The following is a 12,854-nucleotide window of genomic DNA, read 5'->3' on the forward strand; positions in this document are numbered from 1 at the left end:
GAGTCACACCGGGAAACGCGGGCTGCCCGGGTGAAGGCCAAGGCGGGGTACCGCCCCGAGGTCCAGGGCCTCCGCGCCCTGGCCGTGCTCATGGTGGTCACGTACCACGTGTGGCTCGGCCGCGTCTCCGGCGGGGTGGACATCTTCCTGCTGATTTCAGCGTTCCTGCTGACCCTGTCGTTCGTGCGGAAAGTGGAGAGCGGCAAGCCGCTTCGCCTGGTGAGCCACTGGCTGCACCTCTTCAAACGGCTGATTCCCGCTGCCGTTGTGGTGATCCTTGGCGTTCTTGCGGGCACCTGGCTGGTCATCCCGCAGAGCCGCTGGCCCGACGTCCTCAATGAGGCCTGGGCCTCCCTGCTCTACCGGCAGAACTGGCTGCTGGCGGAAACCGCCGTGGACTACTACGCCCAGGACCACGCCGGGGCCAGTCCGCTGCAGCACTTCTGGTCCTTGTCCATCCAGGGCCAGGTCTTCATTCTCTGGCCCCTCATCTTCGCCGGCGCCGGCCTGGTGTGGCGGATTTTGCAGCGCAGCCGGAACGTCAGTTACCGGCTGGTCCTGATGGTCGCCTTCAGCGGCATCTTCATCGCCTCACTCATCTTCTCGGTCGACCAGACCGCCACGAACCAGGCCTACGCATACTTTGACACCCGGACCCGGCTCTGGGAGTTCGCACTGGGATCCCTTCTGGCGCTGTCGCTGCCCTATGTGAAGCCCGGCAAGGCCCTCCGCGTGGTGCTGGGATGGGCGGGGCTTGCGGCCATGATCTCCTGCGGCCTGGTGCTCACGGTCGACCGGTCCTTCCCCGGCTTCATTGCGCTGTGGCCCACACTGGCGGCGGCGGCCATCATCGTTGCCGGCCAGAGCGGCAGCCGGTACGGCGTGGACCGTCTCCTGAGCTCGAAGCCCCTGGTGGCACTCGGGGACAACTCCTACGCCTTGTACCTGTGGCATTGGCCAATCCTGGTATTTGCGCTGGCCGGCACCGGAATCGTCGCCCCCAACCTCGTCCAGGGCCTGGCGATCGTGGCCGCCTCGGTGGTGCTGGCCGTGCTGACCACCCGCTTCGTGGAAAAACCGCTGCGTGAATGGCACTGGCCGCAGCTGCGGGCCTGGCGCACCGCCGTCGTGATTGTTGCCTGCGGTGCCCTGCTGGCCGGTCCCGTTGCCGTCTGGCAGACGCGCCTGACCGCGGACGAAGCGGCGGCCGCCGCGCAGCCGCGGGAGCTGACGCCGGGTGCGGCCGCGCTGGCGCCGGAAAACGCCGGCAAGCCCACTCCCGAGGCCACCGTGATTCCGGCACCTGCCGCCATGAAGAACGAGTGGGCGGACATCGACGGACTGTGCACGGACGGCAACGTACCCAGCGACCCGCTGCTCAGCGGGTGCCTGCAGAACAGCAGGCCGGACAAAGTGAGGAAGCGCATTGTGGTGCTCGGCGACTCCCACGCCCAGCAGTACATGGCCGCACTCGGCCCTATCGCCAAGGCACACGGCTGGGAAGTGGTGACGCTGCTGAAAGGCAACTGCCGGTTCGGTGCCGAATCGCCGGAGCGCGACGCCGACTGCAACGCCTTCAACAAGGCCAGCGCGGCCTACGTGATGGAGCACAAGCCCGATGCCGTGTTTACGGTGGCGTCCCTGACGCACAAGGAAGCGCCCTTCGAGACCGAAGTGCCCGGATACCTCGACGGCATCCGGCCGTTCACCGAAGCGGGCATGGATGTCGTGGGAATCCGCGACAACCCGCGCTTCAGCATCAACATGCCCGAATGCGTCCAGAAGCACGGCGCCGAGGCACCGGAGTGCAACGCGCCGCTGGGCGAGTCCCTCGCGGACACATCGCCGCTGGACGCTTACAGGGGCAGGGTGGACGGCCTGCACCTGATGGACATGAGCGACTTCATCTGCTCCAGCGGCATCTGCCCGGCGGTGGTGGGCAATGTGTACGTCTACAAGGACGACAACCACCTCACGAAGACGTATGTGCAGTCGATGATCCCGATGTTCGAAAAGCGCCTCCTCGCCACCACGGGCTGGAAATAGCGGCAACGTGGCCACGGCGGCCGCCGGACCCGCGTGCCATTGCTCACATTGCGGTTCCGGAATATGGGGATCGCCGCGGAGGTTCTAGAATTTATTCAATACTTCTGCACAGGCCAGTCCCGTAATGACGGGCTGGTCATCAGTTGCAACCCCTACCCGTGAACCCATAACCAAGGTAAGAGGCGCACTCATGACCCAGCCCGAACATGACCCCTTCGGCTTCGTCGGCCTGACGTACGACGACGTCCTGCTGCTTCCCGGCCACACGGACGTCATCCCGTCCGACGCCGACACGTCCTCCCGGATCTCCAAGCGGATCACCGTCCAGACGCCGCTGCTCTCTGCCGCCATGGACACCGTCACCGAGTCCCGTATGGCGATCGCCATGGCCCGGCAGGGCGGCCTGGGCGTCGTGCACCGCAACCTCGCCATCGATGACCAGGCCGACCAGGTGGACCGCGTCAAGCGCAGCGAATCCGGCATGATCACCAACCCGCTCACCATCCGTCCCGAGGCCACGCTGCAGGAACTCGACGAGCTCTGTGCGCAGTACCGGGTGTCCGGACTTCCCGTCGTCGACGAAGGCAACCGGCTCCTGGGCATCGTGACCAACAGGGACACCCGCTTCGTGCCGGAATCGGACTTCCCCCTCCGCCTGGTCAGCGACGTCATGACCAAGATGCCGCTCGTCACCGGCCACGTCGGGATCAGCCGCGAAGAGGCCTCCCACAAGCTGGCCACCAACAAGATCGAGAAGCTGCCGCTCGTGGACGAGCAGGGCCGGCTCAAGGGCCTCATCACCACGAAGGACTTCACCAAGGCCGAGCAGTACCCGCTCGCCACGAAGGACGACGAAGGCAGGCTGCGCGTCGGCGCCGCCATCGGTTTCTTTGGTGACGGCTGGGAACGCGCCATGAAGCTCGTGGACGCCGGCGTTGACGCACTGTTCGTGGACACCGCCAACGGACACTCCCAGGGCGTGCTGGACATGATCCGCCGCCTGAAGTCCGATCCCGTCGCGGCGCACGTGGACATCATCGGCGGCCAGGCCGCCACCCGCGAGGGCGCGCAGGCCCTGATTGACGCCGGCGCCGACGGCATCAAGGTGGGCGTGGGCCCGGGATCGATCTGCACCACCCGTGTGGTGGCCGGTGTGGGCGTTCCCCAGATCACCGCCATCTACGAGTCCGCCAAGGCGGCCATCCCGGCCGGCGTTCCGCTGATCGCCGACGGCGGCCTCCAGTACTCGGGCGACATCGGCAAGGCGCTGGTCGCCGGCGCCGACACCGTCATGCTCGGGTCGCTGCTGGCCGGCTGTGACGAGTCCCCGGGCGAGCTGATCTTCGTCAACGGCAAGCAGTTCAAGAGCTACCGCGGCATGGGCTCGCTGGGCGCCATGCAGTCCCGCGGCAAGAACACGTCCTACTCCAAGGACCGCTACTTCCAGGCCGACGTCTCCGGCGATGACAAGCTCATCCCGGAAGGCATCGAAGGCCGCGTGGCCTACCGTGGGCCGCTCGCCTCCGTCGCATACCAGCTGGTGGGCGGACTGCGCCAGACCATGTTCTACGTCGGCTCGCCGACCATCGCCGAGCTGAAGTCCCGCGGCAAGTTCGTGCGGATCACCCCGGCCGGGCTCAAGGAATCGCACCCGCACGACATCCAGATGACGGTCGAGGCCCCGAACTACGGTTCACGCTAAGCACCACCGCTGGTTGAGCTTGGGGCCACGACCGCCAGGTTCCCTGACCGAGCTTGCGAGGTTAGGGAGCGGGTGGGGAGTGAAACCTGGATTTCGACAAGCTCAATCAGCGGCGCCCCGTGCAGGACTAGGCTGAATCCATGTCCCAACCACGGCACCCAGCCGAGCTGAATCCGAAAAAGGAACCCCAGCGGCGGCTCGCCCTGAAGCCCTACGCCCGAGCCGTGGCGCAGGTGCTCAGGGTCAGTTTCCGGGCCTCGCCCGGGGCTGTGGTCATGAAGGTGGCCGGCTCGCTGATCTCGGCGCTGCTGCCGCTCGTCACCACGTACTTCGCCGCGCTCACCACCACGGCGTTGGCCGCGGCCTACACGGGCGACGCCGCTGCGGGCCAGCAGGCGATTGTCTATGTCATCATCACGGCTGCCCTCGGCCTTTTCTGGGGCGGATTCAGCAGCGTGGACCGCTACATCCAGCAGCTGATGAGCTTCAAGGTGGGCGCCATCGTCGGTGACCTCATGTATGAGCGGTTCCTCGCCCTGGAGTTCTGGCGCTACGACGACAAGGAAACTGTCGACCTTTACGACCGCGCCAAGCGATTCTCCGACTCCTACGCCAGGGTCCTGGACCGGATCGCCGCAATCTTCACGCAGCTGGTCTCGGTCATCCTGGCCATCGGCGCGCTCCTGCTCGTGAGCTGGTGGATCGCCGTGATCGTGCTGGTGGCGATCGTGCCGAGCGTCTACCTGCAGTTCAAGCTCTCCCGCGAGCAGATTGCCCACTGGAACACCCAGGTGGACTCACGCCGCCAGCGCCGCATGATCGAAACCAACCTGCTCCGGCCCCAGCACATCGCTGAAATGCGGCTGTACGGGATCGTCGGATACCTCATGGAGTTACGTTCGAGGCTGCGCGAGGCCGACGAGCGGCGCAGGCTCGACTTCCAGAAGCGCTACATTCCCAAGCAGCTCGCGGCGGACGCCCTGCAATACGGCGCGGAAGTCGTGTCACTGATCTGGGTGGTGGGACAGATTATCGCGCGCGCCCAGCCGGTGGGCCAGTTCCTCTATGTGCAGCAGATCGTCAGCCGTGCCCTGTCCACCGCCAACAACCTCGTCTCCTCGCTGAGCTCCATCGACGAGGACCTCGCGAACCTCAAGGACTACGAGCTGTTCATGGCGCTGCCGGTGCACTCCGACCATTCGCCGCCCGTCCTGGGGGCGCCGAGAACGGTCGAGCTGCGCGATATCCGCTTCACGTACACGGGCAGCGAACTGGAGGTCATTAAGGGCATTTCGCTGACCATCCGGGAAGGTCAGCACATCGCGATCGTGGGGGAGAACGGTGCCGGCAAGTCCACCCTGATCCGGATCCTCGCCGGGCTGTACCGGCCCGATTCGGGACAGGTGATGCTCGACGGCGTGGACCTCGCCGCCGTCGACGTGACTTCCTGGCACCGCCACCTGGCGGTGCTGAGCCAGGAATTCCTGAAGTACGAGTTCGCCACCGCCGCGGAAAACATCTTCTTCGGCGATGTCGACGCCCCGCGGGACGACGGCCGTATCCGCACGGCGGCCGCGGACGCCGAGGCGCTGGACTTCATCAACAAGCTGCCCAACGGCCTGGACAACCATGTGAGCAACTGGATGGAGGACCCGCGCGGACGCAAGGGCAGCGGACTGTCGGGCGGCCAGTGGCAGCGGCTGGCCATGGCCCGGAACTTCTACCGGAACGCGTCCTTCATGGTGATGGACGAGCCCACCTCCGCCATTGACGCCCTCGCCGAGCACCGGATCTTCAGCCGGCTTTTCGCCGACCGGAGCAGCACCATCATCGCCATCAGCCACCGCCTCGCGACGATCGAGAAGGCCGACATCGTGTACATGCTGGAGGACGGAAGGGTAGTCGAACAGGGCACGCACAAGGAGCTCGTGGCTCTGCGTGGCCGCTACTTCAGGATGTTCGAATCCCAGCTAAGCGTGGACGAGGGAGTCTGACGGCGGCTTCCGGAGCGGGTGCGCGGTGATCCCCGTGTCGATCACGGCCACGGTAACGCCGGTTCCCGTGGCAACGTCCCAGGCTGCTTTCTCGCATCGGGCACAGGGGAGCCCGAAGTTGGGTGGAGTGAAAAGAGGCCACCTGGCGTGTCAGCCGGTAACCGAGAGCTAACTTAGGTCTATTTTCAGGTTCTGTAAACCATTGACAAAAGCGGTCAAGAGAGTGTGGACTGTCAGTTCCTGCCTGCCCCGCCTGGCCGTCATCGGCCGCAACCCGCAAGGTCAAGTAAAGTGGTCACGTGACTTACGAGATTGAGATTGGCCGTGGCAAGCGTGGGCGTCGTGCCTACTCCCTGGATGACATCGCGATCGTCCCCAACCGTCGTACGCGTGACCCCAAGGACGTCTCCGTCTCGTGGCAGATCGATGCCTACAAGTTCGACATGCCCGTCATTGCCGCACCAATGGATTCGGCCATGTCGCCCGCGACCGCCATCGCGCTGGGGCGCCTCGGCGGACTCGGCGTCCTTGACCTCGAGGGCCTCTGGACCCGGTATGAGGATCCGCAGTCCGTGCTGGACCAGATCGCCGCGCTTGAGGACGAGACCAACAGCCCCGCAGTCACCCGCCGGATGCAGGAGCTCTACCAGGCGCCCATCCAGCCGGACCTGATCACCTCCCGCCTCGCGGAAATCCGGGCCGCGGGCGTCACCGTGGCAGGTTCCCTCACTCCGCAGCGCACCCAGGAGCACTACAAGACCGTGCTGGCGGCCGGCGTCGACATCTTCGTGATCCGCGGAACCACCGTCTCCGCTGAGCACGTTTCGAAAGACCACGAACCGCTGAACCTGAAGCAGTTCATCTATGAACTCGACGTCCCCGTCATCGTGGGCGGCGCCGCCGGCTACACTCCGGCGCTGCACCTGATGCGCACCGGCGCGGCCGGCGTGCTGGTCGGCTTCGGCGGCGGCGCCACCACCACCACACGCCGGGCGCTGGGCATCCACTCGCCCATGGCGTCCGCCATTTCCGACGTCGCCGCCGCCCGCCGCGACTACATGGACGAGTCCGGCGGACGCTACGTGCATGTGATTGCCGACGGCGGCATGGGCGCCTCGGGCGACATCGTCAAGGCCATCGCCATGGGAGCCGACGCCGTCATGCTCGGCAGCGCCCTGGCTCGGGCCGAAGAGGCGCCGGGCAAGGGCTGGCACTGGGGCCAGGAGGCTCACCACCTGGAGCTTCCCCGCGGCGACAGGGTCAATGTCGGCACCGTGGGCCCGCTGGAGGAAGTGCTCTTCGGCCCCGGACACCACACCAACGGCACCTCCAACCTCATCGGTGCGCTGCGGCGCTCCATGGCCACCACCGGCTACTCCGACCTGAAGGCATTCCAGCGGGTCGACGTCGTGGTGTCGCCCTACGCGGGCAACTGACCCTTGCGCCGCTGACGCACCCTGCCCATCCGCGGACGTTGGAAGTAGTCTAAGGAACTACAACGTCGGCGAGGATGGAGGCCTGTCATGACCGGTTTTGCTGCAGGTGCAGAGGCGAACAAGGGAGCGTTGGGCCCCGAGGCACGGGAGGCTTCGCTCGCGGCGCTCAAGGCCACCACGGAGCCAGGCAAGGAACTGGACATCCTCGTCGTCGGCGGCGGGATCGTGGGGACCGGCGCGGCCCTCGACGCCGTGACCCGCGGCCTGAACGTGGGCATCGTGGAGGCAAGCGACTGGGCGGCGGGGACGTCGTCGCGCTCCTCCAAGCTGATTCACGGAGGCCTCCGCTACCTCGAAATGCTTGACTTCGGGCTCGTGAAGGAGGCGCTGCACGAACGCGGCTTGCTCCTTTCTGAAATTGCGCCGCACCTGGCGCGGCCCGTGCCGTTCCTCTATCCGCTGACCAAGCCGTTCCTGGAACGCCCCTACATCGGGGCGGGCATCGCGTTGTACGACATCATGTCCATCTCCGGCGGCCACAAGCGCGGCGTGCCCTTCCACAAGCACCTGACCCGGCGCGGCACACTGCGGGCGGCGCCAAGCCTGAAGGACGACGCCTTCGTGGGCTCCATCCGCTACTACGACGGCCAGGTGGACGACGCCAAGTACGTGGCCAACCTCATCCGCACGGCCGCCTATTACGGGGCCCACGCCGTCAATCGAGTGGCCGTGGTGGACTTCCTCCGCGAGGGGGAGCGCGTTGTGGGGGCCAAGGTGGTCAACCATGAGGACGGCTCCACGTTCAACATCAGGGCCAAGCAGGTGATCAACGCCACGGGCGTCTGGACGGACGAGACCCAGGCCATGGTGACCGAGCGCGGCCAGCTCAAGGTCCGTGCCTCCAAGGGGATCCACCTGGTGGTGCCCCGGGACCGCTTCCAGTCAACCGTGGGCCTCATCCTGCGCACCGAAAAATCCGTCCTGTTCGTCATCCCGTGGGGACGGCACTGGATCATCGGCACGACGGACACGGACTGGCACCTGGACAAGGCCCACCCGGCGGCATCGAGCAAGGACATCGACTACCTCCTTGAGCACGTGAACAGGGTCCTCAAGCGTCCGCTCACCCGGGAGGACGTCGAGGGCGTCTACGCCGGCCTGCGGCCCCTTCTGGCCGGAGAGAACGACTCCACGGCCAAACTGTCCCGCGAACACATCGTGGCCCATCCCGTGCCGGGGCTTGTAGTGGTGGCCGGAGGCAAGTGGACAACGTACCGGGTCATGGCCAAGGACGCCGTGGATGAAGCCAGCCGCAGCATGGACGAACGCGTCCCCCCCAGCTGCACCGAATCCGTACCGCTGCTGGGCGCCACCGGGTTCAAGGCCGCCTGGAACCGCCGCAACCGCACCGCGGAGGAGTCCGGCGTGCACGTGGCGAGGGTTGAGCACCTGCTGAACCGTTACGGGTCCATGGCGTCCGAGGTGCTGGCCCTCATCCATGAAAAACCCGAGCTCGCGGAGCCACTGCCCGGGGCCGACGACTACCTGCAGGCCGAGGCCGTGTACGCGGCGACCCACGAAGGTGCCCGGCACGTCAACGACGTCCTGACCCGCAGGACCCGCATTTCCATTGAGTCGTGGGACCGGGGTGTGTCGGCTGCGCCGGTTGTCGCTAAGCTTATGGGAGAAATTCTTGGCTGGAGCGATGCGCAGCGGGAAAGCGAAATCAAGCATTACCTTGCGCGGGTGGAAGCCGAACGGCTCAGTCAGCAGCAGCCGGACGACGAGTCCGCGGACGCTGCCCGGCTGGGCGTGGAAGACATCGTCCCGTTGCGCTGAGATCACACACCGCCGCGGATTCCGGGCCTCACTGAAGGGACACCACTTGGCGGAACCACTGGACCGTTACGACGCGGAACTCACCACACCGGAAATGGTGATCCTGGAGATGGACGCAACGGACAAGCTGGATGCGTCGGCCCAGCTTGCCCGCAGGCTCTACGACGCCGGCCGGATCTCGGACCTCGAGGGCTTCCTGGGGCACGTCAACGCACGTGAACACCAGCTCGCCACCGGGCTTCCCGGGGGTGTGGGCCTGCCGCACGCCCGCAGTGAGTTTGTTTCCCGGACCTCCATCGCCGTCGGCATCACCAAGTATGGAAAGGCGCTCGATTTCGGGGCTTCGGACGGCCCGGCCACGGTTGTTCTGCTCATCGCCACCCCGGCAAGCTCGTTCTCGGACCACCTCGAGGTGCTGGCCACCCTGGCCCGGTCGCTGTCCAAGGAATCCTTCCGGGAATCGCTCCGCCGCGCCTACGATGCGGAAGTCATCGCGGAACTGATCAACTCAAGCCTGGTGTTCTTCGACCACTGAGATTGGGACAGGCCCTTTCGTGTCGACTCCGTCGCCACGTAGGGACCCTGCTGCCCCACTCCAGGCAGGCCGTTTCGTTGTTCTACACGGGGACGAAGTACGGTTAAGGGGTGTGGAAAACAGCCCTCCAGCCCCGGTGGATCGCAGGCCTCGTCTTTGCGATCGTCATTTCGGGTGTCTTCGTGCTGCTGAGCCAGTGGCAGTTCGGCCGGTCCACCCAGCCCGAGGTGCCTGTCAGCCCCACCACCGAGGAAGTCAAGAGCCTGACCGAGACCCTGAAACCCGGCGAATTCTTCCGGGGCTCGGCGGCCGACCAGATGCTGACCGCCACGGGCACCTATGACCGCTCCAAGCAGGTCCTCGTTCCGGGCCGGCTCAAGGACGGCAAGACCGGATACTGGGTGGTGACGGCGTTCGCCGTCGCGGATGCCCCCGTGCTCAAGGGCGCCTCCGCCTCCCCGGAAACCTGGATACCGGTGGCGCGCGGATGGATCGCCGATCCCGCGGAAGCCGCCGACCCGCCGTCGGGCACCATCCGGCTGACCGGACGGCTCCTGCCGTCCGAGGCGCCGGTTCCCAACAAGGCTCCCGCCCCGGGACAGGCTTCCGCCGTCTCCGTCGCCGAACTCATCAACATCTGGAACGTCACCAGCTACCCGGCTTTTGTTTCGGCGACCGCCGAACTCTCCGGAACGTCCGACGTCGGTGCTGCCGCCGCCGGCAGTGGTCTTCAACCGTTGAGCATCGGCGCGCAGCCGCCGCCCCCCAAGGTCAACTGGCTGAATCTCTTCTACTCGGTGGAGTGGATCGTCTTCGCCGGGTTTGCCCTCTTCATCTGGTGGCGGCTGGTCAAGGATGACTACCGCCGCAGCCTGGAGGACGACGAAGACGACGGCGGCGGCCACACACCAGCAGACACGACCCAACCGGACCCGACCCAACAAAAGGTACAGCCATGATCGAACCCAAGCCTGCCATCCAGCCGCAGCCGTCGAACCAGACGGGCTCAGGAGCGGCGAAGAAGCGACGCTTCGGCGGAACGGAAGCACAGATTCGTTCGGCCCTGAAGTTCTACAAGGTCATGGCGTACCTCACGGGCGGCATGCTGCTGCTGCTGTGCGCGGAGCTGGTGGCGCGCTACGCCTTCGGCCAGTACCTGTTCGCGGGCGGGACCAACGCCCTGACGGGCCAGCCGTTCGCGTTCGGTCTTGCCGAGGCCGAGCCCAAGGGCGTGCTCAACGGATTCAACGTGTCCGTGGCTGTGCTGATTGTCCACGGCTGGATGTACGTGGTGTACCTCATGTCGAATTTCCGGCTCTGGACGCTGATGCGCTGGCCGTTCGCCAAGATGGTCCTGCTGGCACTGGGCGGCGTGGTGCCGTTCCTCTCCTTCATCGTCGAGAAGAAGTTCCACGCCGAAGTTGAAGCCGAGCTGGCAGCCAACCCCCAGGCGGTCAGCCGCTACTAGGCCCTGCTGCCGGCGCGCCGGAGTTTCATGCGTCACAGCGGGCCCCCTCAAGATGCGTCGGGGCAGCGGTGCAAAGTAGTCTAGGACGGTGACTACTCCCACTGCATCCCAAACTTCCCAGAAGCCGGTGCTGGTTGTTGACTACGGTGCCCAGTACGCGCAGCTGATTGCCCGCCGCGTCCGGGAAGCGAATGTGTATTCGGAAGTGGTTCCGCATACCTACAGCACCGAGCAGCTCCTGGCCAAGAACCCCGCCGCCATCATCCTCTCCGGCGGACCCTCCAGCGTGTACGCGGACGGCGCCCCGAAGGTCGGAGCCGACCTCTTCGAAGCCGGCATCCCGGTTTTCGGTATCTGCTACGGCTTCCAGGCGATGGCCAACGCGCTCGGCGGCAAGGTGGCCCAGACCGGACTTCGTGAGTACGGTTCCACCGAAGCCACCGCAGTGGGCGGTGCCCGGTCCATCCTGTCCGGCGTGCCTGAACTTCAGAACACCTGGATGAGCCACGGCGACTCCGTCCAGGAAGCACCCGAGGGCTTCGACGTCCTGGCAACCACCGCCGGCGCTCCGGTGGCCGCGTTCGCCAACGAGGAAAAGTGCCTGTACGGCGTGCAGTGGCACCCGGAGGTCAAGCACTCGGCTTACGGCCAGCAGGTTCTGGAGAACTTCCTGTTCAAGGGCGCCAAGCTGGAACCCAACTGGACCACGGGCAACATCCTCGAAGAGCAAGTTGACCGCATCCGCAAGCAGATCGGTGATGCCCGGGTTATCTGCGGCCTCTCCGGCGGCGTGGACTCGGCGGTCGCTGCCGCTCTGGTCCAGCGCGCAGTCGGCGACCAGCTGACGTGTGTGTTCGTGGACCACGGACTGCTCCGCGAAGGCGAAGCCGAACAGGTTGAACGGGACTTCGTCGCCGCGACAGGCGTGAAGCTCTACGTGGCCAATGAGCAGGAACGCTTCCAGGCCGCGCTGGCAGGAGTCAGTGATCCCGAAACCAAGCGCAAGATCATCGGCCGTGAGTTCATCCGTGCCTTCGAGGAAGCGGAGCTGGCCATCATCGCCGAAGCCGCGGCCCACGGCGAGAAGATCAAGTTCCTGGTCCAGGGCACGCTGTACCCGGACGTCGTCGAGTCCGGCGGCGGCGAAGGCGCTGCGAACATCAAGAGCCACCACAACGTGGGCGGCCTGCCCGAGGACCTGCAGTTTGAGCTCGTTGAGCCGCTGCGCGCCCTGTTCAAGGACGAGGTCCGCGCCGTCGGAGCCCAGCTGGGCCTGCCGCAGGAAATCGTGGGCCGCCAGCCGTTCCCCGGTCCCGGCCTGGGAATCCGGATCGTCGGAGAAGTCACCAAGGAACGCCTGGACCTACTGCGCAAGGCTGACGCCATCGCCCGGGCCGAGCTGACCGCCGCGGGACTCGACAACGACGTCTGGCAGATGCCGGTGGTGCTGCTGGCGGACGTCCGCAGCGTCGGCGTCCAGGGCGACTTCCGTACCTACGGCCATCCGATCGTGCTGCGCCCGGTCTCCTCCGAAGATGCCATGACGGCCGACTGGTCACGGCTCCCGTATGACCTGCTGGCCCGGATCTCGAACCGGATCACCAACGAGGTGGAAGGCGTCAACCGCGTGGTGCTGGACGTGACCAGCAAGCCGCCGGGAACCATCGAGTGGGAATAGCGTTTTGAGTGGCCGGCCTCCGCAAGGAGGCCGGCCACTTCGCTTTGTCCGGCCGTCCGGGTGGCTGTTTGGTTCGGCAATGCGGGAGCCCGTGCGAAATCCGCCGCAACTTAGCCCGTTCCAGTGTTGCGGTCTCTCACCGGTGGCCGTTTGCGG

Annotated in this window: 9 protein-coding genes; all 9 read left to right on the forward strand. The window is 66.1% G+C overall.

All coding sequences use genetic code 11. The features are described from left to right. Nucleotides 1-30 precede the first annotated feature (30 nt). The 9 genes from ASG92_RS26325 (at nt 31) to guaA (ending at nt 12,698) form a co-directional block, all read left to right on the forward strand. Nucleotides 31-2,046, forward strand: a complete 2,016-nt coding sequence (locus ASG92_RS26325) for an acyltransferase family protein (RefSeq protein ID WP_056635835.1) — start codon at nt 31-33, stop codon at nt 2,044-2,046. Between the two features lie 190 nt (nt 2,047-2,236). Then, nucleotides 2,237-3,748: an IMP dehydrogenase gene (guaB, locus tag ASG92_RS26330; RefSeq protein WP_056635837.1), complete on the forward strand. Its 1,512-nt coding sequence runs from the start codon at nt 2,237-2,239 to the stop codon at nt 3,746-3,748. A 140-nt stretch (nt 3,749-3,888) separates the two neighbouring features. Further along, nucleotides 3,889-5,742 carry an ABC transporter ATP-binding protein gene (locus tag ASG92_RS26335; protein WP_056635841.1) on the forward strand — a complete coding sequence of 618 codons (1,854 nt, stop codon included), beginning with the start codon at nt 3,889-3,891 and terminating at the stop codon, nt 5,740-5,742. A gap of 299 nt (nt 5,743-6,041) precedes the next feature. Further along, nucleotides 6,042-7,178 carry a GuaB3 family IMP dehydrogenase-related protein gene (locus tag ASG92_RS26340; protein ID WP_056635842.1) on the forward strand — a complete coding sequence of 379 codons (1,137 nt, stop codon included), beginning with the start codon at nt 6,042-6,044 and terminating at the stop codon, nt 7,176-7,178. 87 nt (nt 7,179-7,265) lie between these two features. Next, nucleotides 7,266-9,017, forward strand: a complete 1,752-nt coding sequence (locus ASG92_RS26345) for a glycerol-3-phosphate dehydrogenase/oxidase (RefSeq protein WP_056635846.1) — start codon at nt 7,266-7,268, stop codon at nt 9,015-9,017. 46 nt (nt 9,018-9,063) lie between these two features. Beyond that, nucleotides 9,064-9,552 (forward strand): PTS sugar transporter subunit IIA, encoded by a 489-nt coding sequence (locus tag ASG92_RS26350; protein WP_056635849.1) that lies wholly within the window; start codon nt 9,064-9,066, stop codon nt 9,550-9,552. 110 nt (nt 9,553-9,662) lie between these two features. Then, nucleotides 9,663-10,511 carry an SURF1 family protein gene (locus tag ASG92_RS26355; RefSeq protein WP_056635850.1) on the forward strand — a complete coding sequence of 283 codons (849 nt, stop codon included), beginning with the start codon at nt 9,663-9,665 and terminating at the stop codon, nt 10,509-10,511. Then, a complete protein-coding gene (locus ASG92_RS26360) occupies nt 10,508-11,020 on the forward strand; it encodes a DUF3817 domain-containing protein (protein WP_056635853.1) in 513 nt (170 codons plus the stop codon). The genes ASG92_RS26355 and ASG92_RS26360 overlap by 4 nt, the downstream gene beginning before the upstream one ends. Nucleotides 11,021-11,108: 88 nt before the next feature. Continuing rightward, nucleotides 11,109-12,698: a glutamine-hydrolyzing GMP synthase gene (guaA, locus tag ASG92_RS26365; RefSeq protein ID WP_056635857.1), complete on the forward strand. Its 1,590-nt coding sequence runs from the start codon at nt 11,109-11,111 to the stop codon at nt 12,696-12,698. The last annotated feature ends 156 nt before the right edge of the window (nt 12,699-12,854 follow it).

Source organism: Arthrobacter sp. Soil736 (genome assembly GCF_001428005.1).
GTDB lineage: Bacteria > Actinomycetota > Actinomycetes > Actinomycetales > Micrococcaceae > Arthrobacter.